Source organism: Pseudarthrobacter sp. MOO13 (genome assembly GCF_058267655.1).
In genome coordinates, this window is sequence record NZ_CM177848.1 from 3,312,904 (window position 1) to 3,334,546 (window position 21,643).

The 21,643-nt window shown below is 65.7% G+C and carries 16 protein-coding genes and 1 riboswitch; of the genes, 5 read left to right on the forward strand and 11 right to left on the reverse strand.

Annotation, left to right across the window (positions count from 1 at the left end):
• Nucleotides 1–41: 41 nt before the first annotated feature.
• Nucleotides 42–2,921, reverse strand: coding sequence for an aminomethyl-transferring glycine dehydrogenase (gene gcvP / locus AC4EEO_RS15125; protein WP_491339196.1), 2,880 nt, complete (start codon nt 2,919–2,921; stop codon nt 42–44).
• A 189-nt stretch (nt 2,922–3,110) separates the two neighbouring features.
• Nucleotides 3,111–3,207: riboswitch (glycine riboswitch) on the reverse strand.
• Nucleotides 3,208–3,316: 109 nt separating this feature from the next.
• Nucleotides 3,317–3,853, reverse strand: coding sequence for a TetR/AcrR family transcriptional regulator (locus tag AC4EEO_RS15130; RefSeq protein WP_109863889.1), 537 nt, complete (start codon nt 3,851–3,853; stop codon nt 3,317–3,319).
• 83 nt (nt 3,854–3,936) lie between these two features.
• Between AC4EEO_RS15130 and AC4EEO_RS15135 the strand changes: the two genes are divergently transcribed.
• Nucleotides 3,937–5,496 carry an MFS transporter gene (locus AC4EEO_RS15135; protein ID WP_491339197.1) on the forward strand — a complete coding sequence of 520 codons (1,560 nt, stop codon included), beginning with the start codon at nt 3,937–3,939 and terminating at the stop codon, nt 5,494–5,496.
• A 75-nt stretch (nt 5,497–5,571) separates the two neighbouring features.
• Here the strand turns inward: AC4EEO_RS15135 and AC4EEO_RS15140 are convergent, their stop codons facing one another.
• Nucleotides 5,572–6,051 (reverse strand): Dps family protein, encoded by a 480-nt coding sequence (locus AC4EEO_RS15140; protein WP_018762120.1) that lies wholly within the window; start codon nt 6,049–6,051, stop codon nt 5,572–5,574.
• 221 nt (nt 6,052–6,272) lie between these two features.
• Here AC4EEO_RS15140 and AC4EEO_RS15145 point away from each other — a divergent pair, with 221 nt between their 5' ends.
• Entirely contained in the window at nt 6,273–7,829 is a 1,557-nt protein-coding gene (locus AC4EEO_RS15145) for an APC family permease (RefSeq protein ID WP_018762119.1), read from the forward strand.
• Between the two features lie 154 nt (nt 7,830–7,983).
• Here the strand turns inward: AC4EEO_RS15145 and AC4EEO_RS15150 are convergent, their stop codons facing one another.
• The 6 genes from AC4EEO_RS15150 to araB form a co-directional block, all read right to left on the reverse strand.
• Entirely contained in the window at nt 7,984–8,286 is a 303-nt protein-coding gene (locus AC4EEO_RS15150; protein WP_018762118.1) for a DUF4193 domain-containing protein, read from the reverse strand.
• 105 nt (nt 8,287–8,391) lie between these two features.
• The gene (locus AC4EEO_RS15155) at nt 8,392–8,583 is read right to left on the reverse strand and encodes a hypothetical protein (RefSeq protein WP_491339198.1); all 192 of its coding nucleotides are present in this window, start codon (nt 8,581–8,583) and stop codon (nt 8,392–8,394) included.
• 79 nt (nt 8,584–8,662) lie between these two features.
• A complete protein-coding gene (locus AC4EEO_RS15160; protein WP_491339199.1) occupies nt 8,663–9,685 on the reverse strand; it encodes a LacI family DNA-binding transcriptional regulator in 1,023 nt (340 codons plus the stop codon).
• A gap of 4 nt (nt 9,686–9,689) precedes the next feature.
• On the reverse strand, nt 9,690–11,210 hold the full coding sequence (gene araA / locus AC4EEO_RS15165) for an L-arabinose isomerase (protein ID WP_491339200.1): 1,521 nt from the start codon (nt 11,208–11,210) through the stop codon (nt 9,690–9,692).
• Nucleotides 11,211–11,236: 26 nt separating this feature from the next.
• The gene (locus AC4EEO_RS15170; RefSeq protein WP_491339201.1) at nt 11,237–11,965 is read right to left on the reverse strand and encodes an L-ribulose-5-phosphate 4-epimerase; all 729 of its coding nucleotides are present in this window, start codon (nt 11,963–11,965) and stop codon (nt 11,237–11,239) included.
• Nucleotides 11,962–13,710 (reverse strand): ribulokinase, encoded by a 1,749-nt coding sequence (gene araB, locus AC4EEO_RS15175; protein ID WP_491339202.1) that lies wholly within the window; start codon nt 13,708–13,710, stop codon nt 11,962–11,964. Before araB ends, AC4EEO_RS15170 begins: the two co-directional genes overlap by 4 nt.
• Before the next feature lie 269 nt (nt 13,711–13,979).
• Here araB and chvE point away from each other — a divergent pair, with 269 nt between their 5' ends.
• The 3 genes from chvE to mmsB all read left to right on the forward strand — a co-directional run bounded on the left by chvE (nt 13,980) and on the right by mmsB (nt 18,021).
• Entirely contained in the window at nt 13,980–15,107 is a 1,128-nt protein-coding gene (chvE, locus tag AC4EEO_RS15180) for a multiple monosaccharide ABC transporter substrate-binding protein (RefSeq protein ID WP_491339203.1), read from the forward strand.
• A gap of 99 nt (nt 15,108–15,206) precedes the next feature.
• A complete protein-coding gene (mmsA, locus tag AC4EEO_RS15185; protein ID WP_491339204.1) occupies nt 15,207–16,736 on the forward strand; it encodes a multiple monosaccharide ABC transporter ATP-binding protein in 1,530 nt (509 codons plus the stop codon).
• Nucleotides 16,737–16,740: 4 nt separating this feature from the next.
• Nucleotides 16,741–18,021 (forward strand): multiple monosaccharide ABC transporter permease, encoded by a 1,281-nt coding sequence (gene mmsB, locus AC4EEO_RS15190; RefSeq protein WP_109863897.1) that lies wholly within the window; start codon nt 16,741–16,743, stop codon nt 18,019–18,021.
• A 114-nt stretch (nt 18,022–18,135) separates the two neighbouring features.
• On the opposite strand, the gene AC4EEO_RS15195 is transcribed toward mmsB, so the two are convergent.
• Together AC4EEO_RS15195 and AC4EEO_RS15200 are read right to left on the reverse strand one after the other, a co-directional pair.
• A complete protein-coding gene (locus AC4EEO_RS15195; RefSeq protein ID WP_018762109.1) occupies nt 18,136–19,389 on the reverse strand; it encodes an MFS transporter in 1,254 nt (417 codons plus the stop codon).
• A gap of 42 nt (nt 19,390–19,431) precedes the next feature.
• Entirely contained in the window at nt 19,432–21,603 is a 2,172-nt protein-coding gene (locus AC4EEO_RS15200; RefSeq protein WP_491339205.1) for an elongation factor G-like protein EF-G2, read from the reverse strand.
• Nucleotides 21,604–21,643: the final 40 nt, after the last annotated feature.

Below are 21,643 nucleotides of genomic sequence, written 5' to 3' on the forward strand. Positions count from 1 at the left end.
GGTCGAAACCGGGTGCCGGCCGGCTCAACCACCGGAGCGGTCTAGTTCTCGAACCCGGCTGTGCTGTCCTCGAACGCTTCGAGGGGCGGGCAGGAGCAGATGAGGTTGCGGTCGCCGGCGGCGCCGTCGATCCGGCCGACGGGCGGGAAGTACTTGTCCTGCTTGTGGTGGGCCGGGAACGCTGCTTGCTCCCGCGGGTAGGCGCGGTCCCAGTCAGAGGAGACGACGGCGGCGGCCGTGTGGGGTGCGTGCCGCAGCGGTGAGTCGGTGACGGCGAAGTCGCCGTTGGCCACCTGGTCGATTTCCTTGCGGATGGTGATCATGGCCTCGATGAAGCGGTCGATCTCGGCCAGGTCCTCGGACTCGGTGGGCTCCACCATCAGCGTGCCCGCGACGGGGAAGGACAGGGTGGGGGCGTGGAAACCGAAGTCGATCAGCCGCTTGGCCACGTCCTCGGCCGTGACTCCGGTCTTCGCGGTGAGTTCGCGCAGGTCCAGGATGCATTCGTGCGCCACCAGCCCGCCTTCGCCGGTGTAGAGGACCGGGAAGTACTCGTTCAGGCGGGACGCGACGTAGTTGGCCGCCAGCAGCGCGGACTTGGTGGCCTCGGTCAGGCCCTGCCCGCCCATCAGCTTCACATACGCCCATGAAATCGGCAGCACCCCGGCCGAACCGAACCGGGACGCCGAAATCGCCACCCCGTGCCCGGGCTCGTGCGCCGCCTTGTTCGCATCGCCCGGCATGAACGGTGCCAGGTGCGCCTTCGCGGCAACGGGCCCGACGCCGGGTCCCCCGCCGCCGTGCGGGATGCAGAAGGTCTTGTGCAGGTTCAGGTGGGACACGTCCCCGCCGAACCGGCCCGGCTGGGCCAGCCCCACCAGGGCGTTCAGGTTGGCCCCGTCGATGTAGACCTGGCCGCCGGCAGCATGCACAGCGTCACAGACTTCGCGGACATCGGAGTCGTACACGCCGTGGGTGGAGGGGTAGGTGATCATGATGGCCGAGAGGACGTCCTTGTTGGCCTCGATCTTGGCCGTCAGGTCGTCGTGGTCGATCGTCCCGTCAGCGGCGGTGGCAACCACGACCACCTTCATGCCCGCGAGGACGGCGGAGGCGGCGTTGGTGCCGTGCGCCGAGGCTGGGATCAGGCACACGGTGCGCTGCTGCTCGCCGCGGGATTGGTGGTAGCCGCGGATCGCGAGCAACCCGGCGAGCTCGCCCTGGGAGCCCGCGTTGGGCTGGATGGACACCTGGTCATACCCGGTGATCTCGGCCAGGTCCGCTACCAGGCCGGCGATGAGTTCGCGCCAGCCCTCGGTCTGGGAGTCCGGGGCGAACGGGTGGATCGAGGCGAACTCCGGCCAGGAAATGGCCTCCATCTCAGCCGTCGCGTTCAACTTCATCGTGCACGAACCCAACGGAATCATCGTCCGGTCCAGCGCCAGGTCACGGTCCGAGAGCTTCCGGATGTAACGCAGCAGCTGGGTTTCAGACCGGTGCGTGTTGAACACCGGATGCTGCAGGTAGGCCGAGGAACGCTCGACGCCGGCCTCCAGCCCAAAGCCCTGGCCCTCGCTGTGTCCCTCGGCAACCGGGGCGCCGAAGACGTCGGCGACCTGCGCGACGATGGCCGGCGTCGTGGTTTCGTCGAGGGAGATGCCTACGGTGTCGGCGTCGATGGGCCGCAGGTTGATGCCGCGGGCCTCGGCGTCGGAAATCACTGCTGACGCACGGCCGGCAACACGGACCGTCAGGGTGTCGAAGAAGGAAGTGTGCAGGACATCCAGGCCGGCGGCCTTGAGCGCCGCGGCGAGGGTACGGGCGTGGCCATGCGTCGTTTCCGCGATCGCCTTCAGCCCGTCCGGGCCGTGGTATACCGCGTACATGGACGCAACGATGGCCAGCAGCGCCTGGGCGGTGCAGATGTTGGACGTGGCCTTCTCGCGGCGGATGTGCTGCTCGCGGGTCTGCAAAGCCAGGCGGTAAGCGGGAACGCCGGCGTCGTCCTTGGACACCCCAACCAGGCGGCCGGGCAGGGAACGTTCCAGGCCCTTGCGGACAGCCATGTAGGCGGCGTGCGGCCCCCCAAAGAACAACGGCACACCAAAGCGCTGGGCCGAGCCAACGGCAATGTCCGCGCCCTGCTCGCCCGGAGGTGTGATCAGTGTCAGGGCCAGCAGGTCCGCAGCCACCGTAACCAGCGCGCCGCGGTCCTTGGCAGCGGTAATGACGGCGGACTGGTCCCACACCCGGCCGGAGGCGCCGGGCTGCTGCAGCACGACGCCATTGATGGCACCCTCCGGCAGGCCCTTGGACAGGTCCGCGACCTCCACCTCGAAGCCCAGCGCCTCGGCGCGACCCTGCACGATGGCGATGGTCTGCGGAAGAACGTCGATGTCCAGGACCGTCTTGCCGTCCTTCGCTCCCGCGGACTTGTTGGCGCGGCGCATCAGGAGCACGGCCTCGGCCACGGCGGTGGCTTCATCCAGCAGCGAGGCGTTGGCGATGGGCAGTCCCACCAGGTCCTGCACCATGGTCTGGAAGTTCAGCAGTGCCTCGAGCCGGCCCTGCGAGATTTCCGGCTGGTACGGGGTGTAGGCGGTGTACCAGGCCGGGGATTCCAGGATGTTGCGGCGGATCACCGGCGGCGTCACGGTGTCGTAGTAGCCCTGGCCGATCATCTGGACTGCCGTCTTGTTCTTGGCGGCAAGCTTCCGCAGTTCCGTGAGGACTTCAACCTCGCTGAGGGCGTCCTGCAGACGAAGGGCAGATTCCTGACGGATGACCTTGGGGACGGCGGTGTCAACCAGTGAGTCGACAGTGTCGTAGCCAACGGCTTTGAGCATGGTATCGACGTCGGCCTGGCGGCGCGCACCGATATGGCGGTCGACGAAAGTGGTGGAGGCTGGGCTAACCGGCACGAAGGAACTCCATTTACTCAGGCGGCGCAGGGTACGCCACAGCGATTCGGGTTCCTCCCCGCTCTGTATTGGACCTGAGAGTTTCCGCGGTGCCTGCCTGGCAGGACCCGCTTGCACCGTCGGTGAGCACACCGGCTCCGAATCCCCGATTGGGGGTCATGGGAACCGCCTGCTGCTTTCCAGAGGCGCCTCGCCGCGGCGGTACGGGGGCCTGCGAGATTCCTGGGGAGGATTTGCTCCTACGGCGCCTGCCTGTACACCGGCAGAACTCTCCCGCCGCAGATCAAAGGCTATTCACTTGTAAACCAGCCATGTGCTGGATCATGCGGGCCGGTGACAGCCCTCACAACATTCCATTGTCCTATGCCGCAACCCTTCCCGGCAAATGGCGGAGGCTACCTGCGAAGCCGCTCAAGGGCCGCCAGGAGTTCCTCCACGTCAGCCGCCGCTCCCCCTTGCGGCGCCGGACCCACGGACAACATGGCGTTGAAATACAGCCCGTCCCCCATATACAAGACCGCTTTGGCCAGCCCCGGCCCCACGTCGGCCGCGATCTCGTCCAGCCACCGCTGCTGGATGGCCGCGAAACGGCGCCGCGTTTCCTGGTGCGCCACTTCCGCCAGCCTGGTGGCGGCAACGATGGCCCGGTCCAGCGGAGTGTCCGCCCAGACGGAGGAGCGGATGAAGTAGGCCGCCGCCCCCTCGGCGGCCGCGGCCATGGCGTCGGCGTCCTCTTTGGCCAGCCCGTCCAGGCGGTCCAGCAGCACTTCGATGAGCGCTTCCTTGTTGGGGAAGTGGTACAGCAGTCCCCCCTTGGACACGCCTGCCTTTTTGGCCACCGCGTCGAGCGTGGCCGCCCGCTCCCCCACGTCGATCAAGAGGGTTTCGAAGGCGTCAAGGACCGCATCACGGGCTACAGGCTTTCGGGGCATGCTTCCCATCATGCCTTCCGCCGGCGTCGAAAAGGGAAACGGCAAGGTTTTAAACTGTACCGTCTGGACGGTATAGTTATTTTATGACGACTTCCCCTTCGACCTCGGCGCCTGCACGCAGCGGCGGAGCGGCCGGGCGGTCCCCGCGGCGCGACTGGCTCGCACTGGGGCTGCTGATGTTCCCGGTACTGCTCGTCGCCGTGGACAATACCGCCCTGACATTCGCCCTGCCCGCCATCACCCGCGCCCTGGAACCCTCCGGCGTGCACGTGTTGTGGATTATTGACGCTTATCCACTGGTATTGGCCGGTCTCCTGGTATCGATGGGAAGCCTTGGCGACAGGATTGGGCGGCGCCGGTTGCTCATTATCGGCAGCACGGGCTTTGCCGGATTGTCCGCCGCAACGGCTTTTGCGCCCTCCGCGGAGTGGCTGATCGCCGGACGGGCCGCACTGGGGTTCTTCGGGGCGATGCTGATGCCCTCCACCTTGTCGCTGATCCGCAACATCTTCCCGGAGCCCAACCGCCGGCGGATGGCCGTCGCCATCTGGGCTGCCGGATTCTCCGGCGGCGCAGCCTTGGGGCCGATCTTCGGCGGCTGGCTGGTGGAGCATTTCTGGTGGGGCGCCGTGTTCCTGGTGGCGGTGCCCCTGATGGTTCCCCTGCTGGCACTGGGCCGGACTTTGATCCCGGAATCCAAGGACCCGTCGCCGGGAAGAGTGGACGTCCCGAGCATCCTGTTGTCCATGCTGGTGATGGTCCCCATGGTCTACGGCATCAAGGATGTTGCCACCGAAGGTCCGGGCCTGGCGGGCCTTAGCAGCATGGCGTTCGGCCTGGCGATGGGCGTGGTGTTCGTGCGGCGCCAGCACCGCCTGGAACACCCCCTGCTGGATATGTCGCTGTTCCGGAACCGGGTGTTCAGCATGGCCATCAGCGCCAACATCCTGGCCCTGTTTTCCTTCAACGGCTTCATCCTGTTCCTTGCCCAGCACCTCCAGCTCCTTGAGGGCCTGAGCCCGTCAGCGGCGGGCGTGGCGATGATTCCGGCGCTGGCAGCCACGGTGGCGGCCGGCTTGGTGGTGGTGCCGCTGGTTCGCAAGGTCCGCCCTGGGTACGTGGTAGCGGCGGGGCTGGCGTTCAGCGCCACGGGATACACCCTGGTGGCGTTTGGAAACCACGACGGCGGACCCGCGCTGCTGCTGGCAGCGCTCCTGGTCCTGGCGATGGGCGTGGGGACGGCGGAGACCATTTCGAATGACCTCATCCTCGGCTCCGCGCCGCCGGAAAAGTCAGGGGCCGCCGCGGCGATCTCCGAAACCGGCTACGAGGTGGGCTCACTGCTGGGGACGGCCGTCCTTGGCTCCATCCTGACGGCCTCCTACCAGCACAACCTGCGCCTCCCGGCCGGATTGGATGGCATGCTCCCGGGCGCCTCGTTGCACAACGCGGGGGAAACGCTGGCCGGCGCCATGGAAGCGGCCGCCGTCCTGCCCGGTCCGCTGGCGGACGCGGTCCGGGACGCTGCGGCGGCGGCGTTCGATTCCGGCGTGCACATCACGGCGGCAATTGGGCTGGTACTGATGGCGACGGCGGCAGTCCTCGCCGCCGTCGTGCTGCGGAAGGTACCCAAGGCCACCTGACCGCACGGGGACCGCAAAGGGCGCCCGGCGCCGGATGAGTTCCGGTACCGGGCGCCCTCGTGCGGGACGCTCGGCCTACTTGGAGTCGGCAGTGGTCACCTTGGCGGTTGGCTTCATGTTTTCAGCCTGCACCATCCAGGCAAACTGCTCGAGCCGGGCGATGAACTCGTGCAAAAGGTCCGCGGAGGTGGGATCTTCCTCATCCACCTCGTCGTGGACCTTGCGCATGGTGCCCACAGCGGCTTCCATGGCGGCAACGATCCGCTCAATGGCGTCCGCAGTGCTGATCAGCCCGTCAGGGAACTGGGCCAGGCTGGTGGTTTCGGCAACGGTGGAGCTGCGGCCGTCCGGGAGGGCGTGCAGGGCGCGCATCCGCTCGGCAGTATCGTCGGCGAACTGGCGGGCAGCGTCAACAATCTCATCGAGCTGGAGGTGCAGGTCGCGGAAGTTGGTGCCCACGATGTTCCAGTGCGCCTGCTTGCCCTGGATGTGGAGTTCGATCAGGTCGGCCAGGACTGCCTGCAGGTTGTTGGTCAGTGTCGGTGAAGCTTTCATGCATCCTCCTCAAGTGGTCCAATATGGCTGACGCTACCAGCCGTGGGCTGCCCCGCGGCCGGCAATCCGGAAATTTCTCAGTGAGCTTACTAATTGAGGAAATCAGTCATATACGAATGTGGTTCATATTGCGTCTTGCATCACAGGGCCGGCACCCTCATACTAAATGAACGCCATTCATATAGTGACCTCCGTCTCACAGCCTTTCAGAAAGTGGTGCCATGACAGAGACAATCCGCACCAGTACCTCCAAATCCGGCCCCCACGCCCACGCACCGTCCACGGGCGGCGTCAGCGCCAAGGGACTCAAGGGCGGGCAGCTCGGCCTGCTGGCCGTCGTCGTCCTGGGCATCTCAACCATTGCCCCCGCCTACACGCTTACCAGCGCACTTGGACCCACCGTCAACGAAGCCGGGCTCCAACTGCCAGTCATCTTCCTGATCGGTTTCATCCCCATGATCCTGGTCTCGCTCGCCTACCGGGAACTCAACGCCGATTCCCCGGACAGCGGCACCACCTTTACCTGGGTCACCAAAGCGTTCGGCCCCTGGATCGGCTGGATGGGTGGCTGGGGCCTGCTCGCCGCCAACATCATCGTGCTGTCCAACCTGGCCGGCGTCGCCGTCGACTTCTTCTATCTCTTCCTGTCCCAGGTCACAGGCTCCGCCGAGCTGGCAGACCTGGCGGACAACAAGGCGCTCAACGTCGTCACGTGCTTCGTGTTCGTGGCACTGGCCGTCTGGGTCAGCTACCGCGGCATGCACACCACCAAAATGGTGCAGTACAGCCTGGTGGGATTCCAGCTGCTGGTGCTGGGCCTCTTCGTCGCCATGGCATTCGCCAACTGGTCCACCTCGGAGACCGCCATCCCGTTCAGCTGGGACTGGTTCGACGTCACCAAAATCGAGACCTTCGGCCAGGTTGCCGCCGGCATCTCCCTGTCGATCTTCGTGTACTGGGGCTGGGACGTCTGCCTGACGGTCAATGAGGAAACCGCCAACGGCAAAAAGACCGCCGGCGTGGCAGGCACCCTCACCGCGGTCATCGTCCTGGCCATCTACCTCCTGGTCAGCATCGCCACCATGATGTTCGCCGGCGTGGGAGATACCGGCAACGGCTTGAACAACGCCGAGAACCACGAGAACATCTTCACGGCGCTGGCCTCTCCCATCATGGGCCCGTTCGCCATCCTGATGTCCCTGGCGGTGCTCTCCAGCTCGGCTGCTTCCCTGCAGTCCACGTTCATGTCACCGTCCCGCAGCCTGCTGGCGATGGCCCACTACGGCGCCCTGCCGGAACCCTTCAGCCGGATCAGCCGGAAGTTCGCAACGCCGGGCTTCGCCACCATTGCGGCCGGCGTCGTCTCCGCCGGGTTCTACGCGGTGATGCATGTGGTCAGCGACAACGTCCTGAACGACACCATCCTGGCGCTGGGCCTGATGATCTGCTTCTACTACGGCCTCACCGCACTGGCCTGCACCTGGTATTTCCGGCACAGCCTGTTCAACAGTGTGCGCCACTTCGTGTTCAGGCTGGTCTGCCCGGTGGTGGGCGGCGTGGGGTTGTTCGTGGTCTTCGTCCAGACCGCCGTGGACAGCCTGGCGCCCGAGTTCGGCAGCGGTTCCGAGGTCTTCGGCGTGGGCCTGGTGTTCATCCTGGGCGTAGGCATCCTGGCCCTGGGCGCCGTCGTCATGCTGGTCATGTCCCGCACGCACCCGGGCTTCTTCCGCGGCGAAACGCTCAAGAAGGATACGCCCGCCCTGGTAGTCCCGGAATAGGGCGAAGCGTTCACGAAAAGGTGCCGTGCCCCCAACCGGGCACGGCACCTTTTCCGTTGTCACGGAGGGGTATTTTGGTAACGACGGCGGCCGGAGACACAGCAGCGCCGGCCGCCCCGGAGGGGCAACCGGCGCCGGGAAGAACGGGTGGGGCTCAGCCTTCGCAGTCGCGGCAGTACTTCAGGCCGTCCTTTTCGCGGGCCACCTGTGACCGGTGGCGGACCAGGAAGCAGGACGAGCAGGTGAACTCGTCGGACTGCTCGGGAACCACAATGACGGTGAGTTCCTCGTTGGACAGATCGGCGCCGGGGAGGTCGATGCCTTCAGCGGTGTCATTCTCGTCGACATCGATGACTGCGGTCTGCGCGTTGCCGCTCCGGGACGCCTGGAGGGCCTCCAGGGAGTCAGCGGGAGACTCCTCTTCCTGCTTGCGTGGAGCATCGTAATCGGTAGCCATTAGCATGTTCACTTTCGTTGCTGCACAGCGCCATTTCAGGCACCTCAGTGAAGCAGTTTAGGGCATCATCCGGGCCCCGGCGCAATAGTGTGGCCAAGCAGACATTCAGTTGCCGCCGGACACCCTTCCCAGGTGTTCGGAGCGGGCATGGTCGGCGCCGACGGAGACTCCACTCAAGGCGGGAAGCCACCCCCACCGGGTGGCATCGGCCATGGCGCCGGCGGCCTCGGACTCTGATTCGCAGGTAAAGGTAGCAATGGCCCAGTCGCGGAGCCGGGTGAGCAAGGTAGCCATCATGCCTGAAACCTACGCAGCAATTGTTGTGGCCACGTTTCGCGGCGGTCTCCCCCGGATTAATTCCAGCCTTCCTGCTGCTTCAGCAGGGCGGGGCCGTGCTGCTGCGCAGGATGAGCTCAGGTTCCACCACCAGCGTCCTGGGCCCTTCCGCACCGCCGAGTACCCCGAGCATCATGTCCATGCAGCGCCGGCCCAGTTCTTCGAAGTCCTGCCGGACCACGGTCAGCGGAGGGCTGAAGTATGCCGATTCGGGCTGGTCGTCGAAGCCCACCAGGGAAACGTCCGTCGGCACATCCAAGCCTGCTTCGTTCAGGGCGCGCAGGATCCCCAATGCCATCTGGTCGTTGCCCACGAAGAGGGCCGTGGCGCGCCGGTCAGCAGCCAGCCGACGGCCAACGGCGTAGCCGCTGCCCGCACTCCAGTCTCCCTCGACCAGGAGATCCGCCTCGAGCCCGGCGGCTTCCAGGGCGGAACGCCAGCCGTCGGACCGCGCCACGGCGTCAATCCAGTCCTGCGGCCCGGCGACATGCCCGATCCGGCGGTGGCCCTGCGCTATGAGGTGCCGGACGGCCAGTTCGGCTCCCTTGCGCTGGTCCACCCGGACACCGCCAACGGCGTCATTCCCGTCGGACCCCACGGCCACTACCGGCACTCCGATAGCGAGTTCCGCCAAGGCCGCCAACGTGGCCAGGTGCGGAACAATCACGACTATCCCGTCCACCGCTTGGTCCAGGAAGTGCCTGACCGCGTCCAGGATGGTGTCCCTGGCGACTTCCCGCAGCGCAGCGACGCTGACAAAATATCCCGCGTCCCGCGCGGCCCGTTCAACTCCCAGCAAGGTGTTGGCCGGGCCGTACTGCGACAACTCGCTGCCCAGGACGCCGATGGTCTGCGAGCGCCGGGTGACCAGGCTGCGTGCTGCTGTATTGCGGCGGTAGCCGAGTTCGGCAATCGCCGCTTCCACCTTGTGCCGGGTCTCCTTGCTGACGTTGGGGTGCTTGTTGACCACCCGCGAGACGGTTTGGTGCGAGACCCCGGCCAGCCCCGCCACGTCCTCAAGCCTTGGCAGCCGCCGCCGGGGCCGGTAGCCGGGCTGCGCCACGGAATCAGATCCCGCCGGCGAGTTTGTAGTAGGCGGCGTTCCAGTTCAGGTCCTTCTTGAACTGGCGGATGGTGGTGCCCTCGTCGATGGTCAGGAGTTCGGTCTTGGCGATCTCGGCGAAGTCCTCGAACACCTCCATGCCCACCTGGGTGGAGAGCACGGTGTGGTGGGCGGCGCCGGCCGTGAGCCAGGCGGCGGCGGACGTGGCGAAGTCCGGCTTCGGCTGCCAGAGCGCGCGGGCCACGGGGAGGTTGGGCAGCGGCTGGTCCAGGGGAACCACGTCGACGGCGTTGGCCACCAGGCGGAAGCGGTCCCGCATGTCGGACAGGGCGAGGACGACGCCCGGGGAGGCATCGGCGTCGAACACCAGCCGGACCGGGTCCTCTTTGCCGCCGATGCCCAGCGGGTGGATTTCCAGGCGCGGCTTCGACGCCGTGAGCGAGGGGCAGACCTCCAGCATGTGGGCGCCCAGGATCTTCTCCGCGCCCGGTTCCAGGTGGTACGTGTAGTCCTCCATCAGGGAGGCGCCGCCGGGCAGGCCGGCACCCATCACCTTCGCGGCGCGCACCAGGATGGCGGTCTTCCAGTCGCCTTCGGCGCCAAAGCCGTACCCGGCGGCCATGAGCCGCTGCACGGCGAGGCCGGGAAGCTGGCGGAGGGCCCCCAGGTCTTCGAAGGAGGTGGTAAACGCGGCGGAGCCATTGGCTTCGAGGAAGCTGCGCAGGCCCAGCTCGATCCGGGCGCCGTACCGCAGCGATTCATGCCTGGCCGCGCCTGCGCGGAGCTCCGGCACCACGTCGTACAGGTCCTCGTACTCGGCCACCAGGGCGTCGACGTCGGCCTCCGCCGCGCCGTGCACGGCGTCCGCGAGCTCATTGACGGACCACGTGTTCACCGCGACGCCGAAGCGCAGCTCGGCCTCGGTCTTGTCACCTTCGGTGACGGCGACGTTGCGCATGTTGTCGCCGAAGCGGGTCAGCTTCAGGGTGCGGACGGCGGCCCAGCCGGCGGCCGCGCGCTGCCAGGAACCCACCTGGCGTGCCACCTCGGGGTTGGAGACGTGCCCGACGACGGTCTTCCGGGCGATGCCGAGGCGGGACTGGATGTACCCGAACTCCCGGTCGCCGTGCGCGGCTTGGTTCAGGTTCATGAAGTCGAAGTCGATGTCCGCCCAGGGCAGGTCGCGGTTGGCCTGGGTGTGCAGGTGCAGCAGTGGCTTGCGCAGCAGGTCCAGGCCGGAGATCCACATCTTGGCAGGGCTGAAGGTGTGCATCCAGGCCGTCACGCCGATGACTGAGTCATCGGCGTTCGCTTCCAGCGCGGTCCGGCGGATGGCATCCGAATCGGTCAGGACCGGCTTCCAGACGATCTTTACCGGGACGGCGGAATTGGCGTTCAGCTGGTTCGCAATCTCCTGGGACTGGGCGGCCACCTGTTTGAGGACTTCCTCCCCGTAGAGGTGCTGGCTGCCGGTGAGGAACCAGACCTCGTAGCCGTCCAGGGTGGTGTTTGCTGCGGTGTTCATGCGTACTCCTGATAAAGGTTTGGGGATTACTGCCCGTAGACGTTTTGGTAGCGGGCGTAGAGCGAGTCGATATGGCCTGCGTCGATCGGGAGGGGTTCACCCAGCTGCCGCGAGATATGGACAGTGCGGGCCACTTCCTCGCACATCACGGCGGCCTTCACGGCGGAACGGGCATCCTTGCCGATGGTGAAAGGGCCGTGGTTCTGCATCAGGACCGCCGGTGAGTTCGAGTTTTTCAGGGTCTCCACAATGCCGTGGCCGATCGAATCGTCGCCGATCAGCGCGAACGGGCCCACCGGGATGGAACCGCCGAACTCATCCCCCATCATGGTGAGCACACAGGGGATGGCCTCACCCCGTGCGGCCCACGCGGTGGCATAGGTGGAGTGCGTGTGCACCACCCCGCCCACCTCGGGCATGTGCCGGTACACATAGGCGTGCGCGGCGGTGTCGGACGACGGCGAGAGCGGCGGGTTGCCCCAATCGACCGTGCCGCCGCCACCAACATTGGTGCCCCTCACCGGCGTGCCGTGCAGGTCGGTCACGACCATTTGCTCCGGGGTCAGTTCCTGGTAGCTGACGCCGGACGGCTTGATGACCATCAGGTCGGTGCCGGGCACCCGGGCCGAGACGTTGCCCGCAGTCCACACCACCAGTTCGTACCGCGTCAACTCAGCGTGCAGGGCGCATACGTCTTCCCGGATCCGGGCGATGGTTTCCAGGATTGCGGCTTCGGTTCCCTGCCGGACGCTCATGCGGACACCTCCACGACAGCGTGGACGGCGGACTCGGTACCGGGCAGCACCGTACTGGCAGCCCGTCGCTGGATGGCCTTAAGCCGGTGCATCACGTCGTTGCTGCCCCGGCCAAAGTAATCATGGAGGGTTTTGTACTCCTGGAAGAGTTCCTCGTATGCGGCCACGTTTTCCGGGATTGGAGTGTAGACCTCCCCGGGTTCGGCGCCCATGGCCGCTGCGGCCTGGCGGATATCCGCATAGTGGCCGGCCGCGACGGCGGCGTGGATCGCCGACCCCAGGGCCGGGCCCTGTTCCGAGCCGATAGTGGAAAGCTGCAGGCCGGTGGCATCTGCGTAGATCTGCATCAGGAGCCTGTTCTTGAGCAGGCCGCCGGCCACGATGAATTCCTTGACCGGAACCCCGGCGTCGCGGAAGGCGTCCACGATGGTGCGGGTTCCAAAGGCTGTGGCTTCCAGAAGCGCCCGGTAGGTGTCCTCGGGCCTGGTGGCGAGCGTCTGGCCCACCACGATGCCGGAGAGCTCGTGGTCCACCAGGACCGACCGGTTGCCGGAATGCCAGTCCAGGGCTATCAGCCCGTGCTCCCCGATGGCCTGCCGCGAGGCCAGTTCGGTGAGGTATTCGTGGATCCCCAGACCGGCAGCTTCGGCCGCCTGGTGGTATTCGGGCGGGACTCCGTATTTCGTGAACCAGCCGAAGATGTCTCCCACGCCCGACTGGCCCGCCTCGTAGCCCCACAGGCCGGGAACGATGCCGCCGTCAACGGCCCCGCACATTCCCGGCACTTCACGCAGTTCCGTGCCGTTCATGACGTGGCAGGTGGAGGTGCCCATGATGGCCACCAGCTGGCCCGGTTCCACCGCCTTCGCTGCCGGGGCCGTCACATGCGCGTCAACGTTTCCCACCGCCACGGCGATGCCCTCCGGCAAACCGGTCCAGGCTGCGGCCTCCGCGGTCAGTGTGCCGGCGGCGTCACCCAGCCGACCGATGGTGTGCTCGAGTTTGGAGCTGACGAAGTCCTTGAACTCCGGGTTCAGGGCAGCGAGGAAGTCCCCCGAGGGGTAGCGCCCGTCCTGGTAGATGCCCTTGTAGCCGGCCGTGCAGGCATTGCGGACATACCTGCCGCACAGCTGCCACACGATCCAGTCCGCCGCCTCCACCCAGCGGTCCATTGCGGCGTAGGCTTCGGGGTCCTCTTCCAACAGCTGCAGCCCCTTGGCGAATTCCCACTCCGAGGAAATCAGCCCCCCATACCTGGGAAGCCAGTCCTCGCCGCGTTCGGCGGCGAGCCGGTTGATCCGGTCGGCCTGCCCCTGCGCCGCGTGGTGGCGCCACAACTTCACGTACGCGTGCGGCCGGTTGGCATAGCCCGGCAGTTCGTTCAGTGGGGTGCCGTCGGCCATGACAGGCACCATGGTGCAGGCGGTGAAGTCCGTGGCAATACCGACGACGGCCGCCGGGTCGATCCCGGCGTCGGCCACCGCTGCCGGGACGGCAGTGCGAAGCACCTCCCGGTAGTCGTTGGGCACCTGGAGCGCCCATTCCCCGGGAAGCCGGGCCCCGTCGTCGCCCGCTGTGTCACGTGGCAGGACGTCGGTGACCACGGCGTGCGGATACGCATGGACCGCGCTGCCGAGCTCCTTCCCGTCGCGGACACGCACCACCACGGCACGGCCGGAAAGTGTTCCGTAATCCACGCCGACGACGCAGAGGTCAGGGTTGGAACTGAAGGATGTATCTGGCATTCGGTTGCCTCCGCCCGGGAGGCAGGGGCCTCATTGCCGGGGTTGTCTAGGGGTCACGGTCGAGCTAAGCGCTGCAGCAAGTGTGAACGCTAACAAAGCAGAAGTCAATGAAATTGAAGCAGGTTCATGCACTTGATAGCGGCCTCTTGTTAGCGTTCACAAATCAGTCTATATTGAACCGACACATCAACAATGTGGCCAGGACCAGGGAGCATCGCTGCTGCCTCGTCCAATAACACTTCGCGGCAGTGCTGCCGCGGAAGGAGAAAATGGTGAGAATCAAAAAAATCGTGGGCGCGGTGGCCCTTGTCCTCGCGCTGACGGTGGGCGCCACCGGTTGCGGCTCACGTGGCGCGGCAACCGAATCCAGCGGCGCGGCGAAGCCCGCCGACTCGCTGGTTGGGATCTCGATGCCCACGCAGACATCCGAGCGTTGGATTGCCGATGGCGCCAACGTCGAGAAGTCGCTCAAGGACCTTGGCTACAAGACAGACCTCCAGTTCGCCAATGACGACATCCCAACCCAGGTCTCGCAGATCGAAAACATGCTGACCAAGGGCGCCAAGGCGCTGATCATCGCCGCCATTGACGGCACCACCCTGACCGATGTCCTGGCCAAGGCCAAGGAGCAGAACGTCAAAGTGATCGCGTACGACCGCCTCATCAACGGCACCCCGAACGTGGACTACTACACCACGTTCGACAACTACACGGTCGGCGTCCAGCAGGCCACCTCGCTGCTGACCGGCTTGGGACTTCTTGACGCCAGTGGCAAGAAAGTGGACGACAAGGGTCCGTTCAACGTCGAACTCTTCGCCGGAAGCCCTGACGACAACAACGCCAACTTCTTCTGGACCGGCGCCATGGACACCCTCAAGCCGTACATGGATGCCGGCACCTTGAAGGTCCCCAGCGGCCAGACCAAGTTTGAACAGGCCGCGATCCTCCGCTGGCAAGCACCCGTGGCGCAGAAGCGCATGGAGGATATCCTCACGTCCGCCTACAGCTCAGGTACCAAGCTGAACGGCGTCCTGTCCCCCTATGACGGACTGTCCATCGGCATCATCTCCGCCCTCACCAGCACCGGCGGCTACGCCAAGGGAAGCCTGCCGGTCGTCACGGGCCAGGATGCCGAGAAGGGCTCCGTGAAGTCCATCGTTGCCGGCGAGCAGTACTCCACCATCTTCAAGGACACCCGGCAGCTCGGCGCCCAGGCGGTCAAGATGGTGGACGCCGTCCTCAAGGGCCAGGAACCGGAAACCAATGACACCAAGACCTACAACAACAAGGTCAAGGTTGTCCCGGCTTACCTGCTGAAGTCCGTGATCATCACCAAGGACAACTACAAGAAGGAACTGATCGACTCGGGTTACTACACCGACGCCGACGTCAAGTAGACAGCCGGGGGCTGCGGCCGGCCGTCCGGCCGCAGCCCCTCCCGCAACCTCCTGCAGCAGCAGGAAGGCCAAGATTCGACCAGTCAGTGGGAATTGACGATGAACACACCCATTCTTCAAATGCGAGGAATCACCAAGACGTTCCCGGGCGTGAAGGCGCTGCAGGATGTCACCCTTGATGTGAACCGTGGAGAAGTCCATGCCATCTGCGGTGAGAACGGCGCCGGCAAATCAACGCTCATGAAGGTGTTGTCCGGCGTATACGCGCACAACACGTTCGACGGGGAAATCCTGTTCGAAAACGAACCCTGCAATTTCGCCAGCATCTCGGACAGCGAGAAGCGGGGCATCGTGATCATCCACCAGGAACTCGCGCTGAGCCCGTACCTTTCCATCGCCGAGAACATCTACCTCGGCAACGAACAGGCCACCAAGGGATGGGTGGACTGGCGGAAGACCAACCTGGAGGCAGCAAAACTGCTGGCCCGCGTGGGACTCGATGAAAACCCCGTCACCCCGGTACAGCACATCAGCGTGGGCAAGCAGCAACTCGTGGAAATCGCCAAAGCGCTGTCCAAGGAAGTGAAGCTGCTCATCCTGGACGAGCCCACGGCCGCCCTCAACGATGAGGACTCCGGCCACCTGCTGGACCTGATCCTCCACTTGAAGGGCCAAGGCGTCACCAGCATCATCATCAGCCATAAGCTCAACGAGATCCGCAAGGTGGCAGACGCTGTCACCATCATCCGAGATGGCAAGACCATTGAGACCCTTCGGCTCGATGAAGGCCAGATCACCCAGGAGCGGATCATCCGTGGCATGGTGGGCCGCGACCTTGAGAGCCTCTACCCGGAACGCGAGCCGAACATCGGCGCGGAAGTCCTCCGGATCGAAGACTGGTCCGTCCGCCACCCGCAGGACCACGCCCGCATGGTAGTCAGCAACGCCAACCTGCACGTCAGGAAGGGCGAAGTCGTGGGCCTTGCCGGGCTCATGGGCGCCGGCCGGACGGAACTGGCCATGAGCGTGTTTGGCCGCACTTACGGCACGGCCACCTCAGGCAAGGTTTACAAGTACGGCGAGGAGATCAATACGTCCACCGTCTCGGACGCGATCAGGCACGGCATTGCCTACGCCACGGAGGACCGCAAGCACTACGGCCTGAACCTGATCGAGGACATCAAGCGCAATATCTCGCTGGCATCGCTGCGCAAGCTCGCGAAGCGCGGATTCGTCGACAAAAACCAGGAGACCGTGGTAGCTAACGGCTACCGCACCAGCATGAACATCAAGGCACCCTCCGTCGCCGCCATCACCGGGAAGCTCTCCGGCGGCAACCAGCAGAAGGTGGTCCTGAGCAAGTGGATGTTCTCCGACCCGGACGTCCTCATCCTTGATGAACCCACCCGAGGGATCGACGTCGGCGCCAAGTATGAGATCTACACGATCATTGCCAGGCTCGCGGCCGAAGGAAAGGCCGTCATCGTCATTTCATCGGAACTTCCCGAGCTTCTGGGTATCTGCGACCGCATCTACACCCTCGCCGCCGGCCATGTCACCGGTGTAGTGCCCATCGCCGAGGCCACCCAGGAATCACTGATGCATTACATGACCAAAGAGAAGGAATAGCGAAATGTCAGCCCTAAGAGAGTCGCTCGGATTCCTCACAAGCCGCCTCCGCCAAGTTGGCATCTTCGTCGCCCTGATCCTGATCGTCCTCCTGTTCCAAGGACTGACGGGCGGGATCCTGCTCGAGCCGCAGAATGTCACCAACCTGGTGGTCCAAAACAGTTACATCCTCATCCTGGCCATCGGCATGGTGATGGTGATCATCGCAGGCCACATCGACCTGTCCGTCGGCTCCGTGGCGGGATTCATCGGTGCCGTCGCCGGCGTCATGATCGTGCACTGGGGCTGGCCATGGTGGGCCGCAATCCCTGCGTGCCTGCTGGTCGGCGCGCTCGTCGGGGCCTGGCAAGGGTACTGGATCGCATACGTGGGAATCCCGGCCTTCATCGTCACGCTCGCAGGCATGCTGATCTTCCGCGGCCTGACGCTCATCACCCTGAAGAACCAGCAGATCACGCCGTTCCCTGCGGAGCTGCGTGCCCTGGGCGGAGGCTTTCTCCCGGACATCTCCGGCGGCACGTCAGTACTGGAATGGCTCACGGTCATCCTTGGCGTGGGCGCCACCGTGGCACTCCTGATCCAGGCCCTAAAGGAACGCCGCATCCGCAAGAAGTTCGATCTCGAAAGCGAGCCTCTGGTCTGGTTCGTCATCAAAACCGCTTTCACCGCGTTGCTGATGCTCATCATCACCTTCCTGCTGGCGTCCTACCGGGGCACGCCGATCGTCCTGGTGGTCCTGGCTGTCCTGGTGATCGCGTACACGGCACTGATGAACAACAGCGTGTTTGGCCGGCACACCTATGCAATCGGCGGCAACCTGCATGCAGCTGAGCTGTCCGGGATCAAGACCAAGGCCGTGACGTTCCGCCTCTTCGTGAACATGGGCGTCCTCGCAGCTTTGGCGGGCCTGGTCTTCACGGCCCGGCTCAACTCGGCCCAACCGGCAGGCGGAACCGGATTCGAACTCGATTCGATCGCGGCGGCGTTCATTGGCGGTGCGGCCGTCACCGGCGGCATCGGCACCGTTGCCGGGGCCATGATCGGCGGACTCATCATGGGTGTGCTCAATAACGGCATGTCCATCCTGGGCCTGGGCACGGACTACCAGCAGCTGATCAAGGGCCTGGTGCTCTTGATCGCCGTCGGGTTCGACATCTTCAACAAGAACCGCAGCGGCGGCGGCAGCGACCTTGGAAGACGGTTCAGGCTGAAGACCACTCCTCCGCCCACCGCGGAGAAACTGACGCCGGTGGCCAGCGAACCGGTGGAGGCCGGCGTCAAGTAATACCGGCTTCTGCCACCGGCAGGCAGTTCTTCGAAGGCCCCTGGCCCCGGACGCATACCGTCCGTGGCCAGGGGCCTTCGCTGCATGTCGTCCGGTGTGTGCCTCCCAACCTGGTCAGGGCGCGGCCGGCAGGCCCGCCCCGGCATCGGCCGGCGAGCGCCGCCGCCGGCTCAGCAGGATGAATGGTGCCGCCAGCAACTGCACGACCCCGCTCATGGCCAAGGAGGCAGGGTAGCCGTAAAGGTCCGCCGCCCTGCCAAGCAGCGGTTGCACCACCACCCCGCCACTTGAGCCCATGAGCGATGCGAAGCTGAGGACGGTGGCCCGCTGCTGGGAGGCGATCATGTCATTGAGGTAGGCCTGGCGGACCGGGGTGCCGGCGGAAGCCACCACTGCCCAGAGGGCCAGAAGCACCAGCGCCAGCCAAAAGACGTTGGTTGCCAGCAGCACCACCAAAACCACCGAGCTGATGATGTTGGAGCCGATCAGCACGGTGGTGCGCCGGTGCACCAGCTTCCGGACCTGCGGCGCCAGCCAGCCGCCCACAATGTCGGCCCCGGCCACAATGGCTGCGGCCAGGCCCGCAATGGCGTAGGCCCTCGGATCGCCGAACAGTTGCAGCAGGTAGGGCTGGAGGGCATAGAAGACGTAAAAGCCCACGCCTTCGGTAAAGGGCGCGGCCAGCATCATGTACCTCACGGGCGGATTCCTCAGCCCGCCGTCGAGCGAAGCCCGGAGGACTGCCCGGGTGGCTTGCAACGGGTGGGCCGAGCGCTCGGGCGTGAAGCCGACGTCGTGCATGAGAAGGAACGCAACGGCAAACATGGCCACCAGGACCGCGACGCGCAGCAGGAACGGCACCCCCAGGTTGGTGGCCTGCGCGATCACCCCGCCTGCCACCGAACCGCCCAGCATGGCGATGCCGGAAACCATCTGGCCGCGGCCCAGGACCGCTTCGAGGGTGCCCTCGTAGCCGGTGAAGTGCAGAGCATCCACCAGCCAGGCCTCCACCGCGCCGGAGAAGAAGGTAAAACCGAGCCCCAGCAGCGCCGAAACGGCCGCCCACCACCAGAACGGCGCGTGCAACTGCCAGAGCAGGTAGTAAAGGAAGGTGGACCCGGCCAGGGTGACAGTGCCCAGCAGGAACGACACCCGCCGCCCCCAGCTGTCCGCGACCACCCCGGTGGGTACTTCGAAGAGCACCATGCCTGCCGTGAAGAAGGCGTTCGCGGCGAAGGCCTCAAAGTTGTTCAAGCCCGCATCGAGCAGGAACAGTGTATTGATGCCCCAGATAAAGGACGCCGCGAGGGTGTTGCCCAGCGTCAACGTTAGGTAGATGTTTTGGATTTTTCGTGTAGCGGCGTTCACGGGCGGCCGGCGTTCCTTGGCGAAGTTCCTGCCCGGGCGGGATCAGGAGGGGCTGAAATTCGATGGCACCGGTTCATGGCGCAGGTAGTGCCGGCGGAACCTGCCGGTGCCGGCGGTCAAGGCGCGCAGTTCCACCGCGTACCTCAGGAGTTCCTGGTCCGGAACTTCGGCACTGATCTCGGTGAGGCCCTGGCCGGAGGAATTGGTGCCGGTCAGGCGCCCGCGCCGGCCGGACAAGTCGCTCATGACCGTCCCCACGTGCTCGTCCGACACAGTGATGGCCACCGCGGACACGGGTTCGAGGAGCTGGATCTTTCCCGCGGCCGCAGCCTCGCGGAGCGCCAGGGCCCCCGCCGACTGGAATGCGGCGTCGGATGAATCCACGCTGTGGGCCTTGCCGCCCACGACGGTCACGCGCAGGTCCACCACAGGGAAGCCTGCGGAGACGCCCCGCTCCATCTGTGCCCGGACGCCCTTCTCGATCGACGGGATGAACGTTCCCGGAATGACGCCACCCACGGTTTTATCCACGAATTCGAACCCCGCACCGCGTTCCAGGGGTTCCACTTCGATGTCGCATACGGCGTACTGGCCGTGACCGCCGGATTGTTTGACATGGCGGCCATGGCCTGCGGCGGGCGCGGCGAAGGTCTCCCGCAGCGGCGTCACCACGTCAACGGTGTGGAGTTTCACGCCTTGTTCGCGCAACCTGTCGAGCACTACCTCCGCATGCGCCTCACCCATGCACCACAGCACCAACTGGTGCGTTTCGGCATTCCGGTCCACCCGCAGGGTGGGATCGCCCGCCGCAATCCTGCCCAGGCTGCGGGCCAGCGCATCCTCGTCACTGCGGGAGTCCGCTTCCACGGCGACCGGCAGCAGCGGCTCCGGCATTTCCCAGGTGGCGAGCAGCAGCGGCATGTCCCGTGCGGAAATGGTGTCTCCTGTTTCGGCGCTCCCCAGCTTGGCCAGGGCGCAGAGGTCCCCCGCCACGCAGTAAGGCACGGGACGCAGGCTGGCCCCCAGTGGCGAGTAGATATGGGTCACGCGTTCGTCGGTGTCGTGGTCCTGGTGGCCCCGGTCGGCCAGGCCGTGGCCGCCCACGTGCACGGGCGAATCCTCACGCAGGGTTCCGGAGAAGACCCGCACCAGGCAGATGCGGCCCAGGAAGGGATCATTGGATGTCCGCACCACCTCCGCGGCAAGCGGACCGGACGGATCGCAGGACAGGGTTCCGGCAGGCTCTCCCGCGAGGTCGGTCAGGTCCGGCAGGCTCCGCTCCCCCGGCGGCGGGAAAGCACTGACCAGCAGTTCCAGGAGCTCGGCGGTACCGAGGCCGGTGACGGCGGATGTGGGCAGCACCGGGAAGAACGAGCCGCGGGCGACGGCGGTTTCCAGGTCGCTTGCGAGCGCTGCGGGGTCGACGTCCTCACCGTCCAGGTAGCGGTCCATGAGCGTCTCATCTTCGCTTTCGGCGATGATTCCCTCGATCAGGGTTCCGCGGGCCGGCCCTGCTGCGTCGAGCTCGGCAGCGTCAGCCGGGCGGGTTGCTGGCGATGGGTCACCCGACGAGTAATCGGTGACCTCGCGGGACAGCAGGCCCAGCAAAGAGGCGTCCGCCCCCTCCCCCTGCACTGGCACGCACAGTGGCAAAACGGCGTCGCCGAAGGCTTGTTGGCAGGCTGCCAGGGTCCGCCCGTAGTCTGCGCGCGGATGGTCCATCCGGGTGATCACGACGGCGCGCGGGAGCCTCACGTGTTCGCACTCGCCCCACAGCGCGGTGGTGGTGGCGTCGATACCATCCACCGCGGAGACCACGAACAGGGCAGCATCGGAGGCACGCAGCCCGGCCCGCAGTTCCCCGATGAAATCCGGGTAGCCCGGGGTGTCCATCAGGTTCACTTTGACGTCCTCCACCATCAGCGGCACCAAGGACAGCGTGACCGAGCGCTGCTGGTGCACAGCCGCCGGGTCGGAGTCGCTGACGGTTGTTCCGTCCACGATGGAGCCCTTGCGGGTGATCATGCCGTTTGCGGCGAGCAAGGCCTCGATCAGCATCGTCTTTCCGGCGCCGGAGTGCCCCACCAGGGCCACGTTGCGGATCCGGCCGGGGTCCGAGGCGGCAATGCCGGCGTTTTGATCTGCCCGGCGTGCATCGGGGCCGCTTCTGCCGCCGGCCGCCCGCACTGACTCCTTGGTGCTCTTCACCGACATGGGAACCTCCTGGCATCATTGCCGGCCGGACTGGACGTAT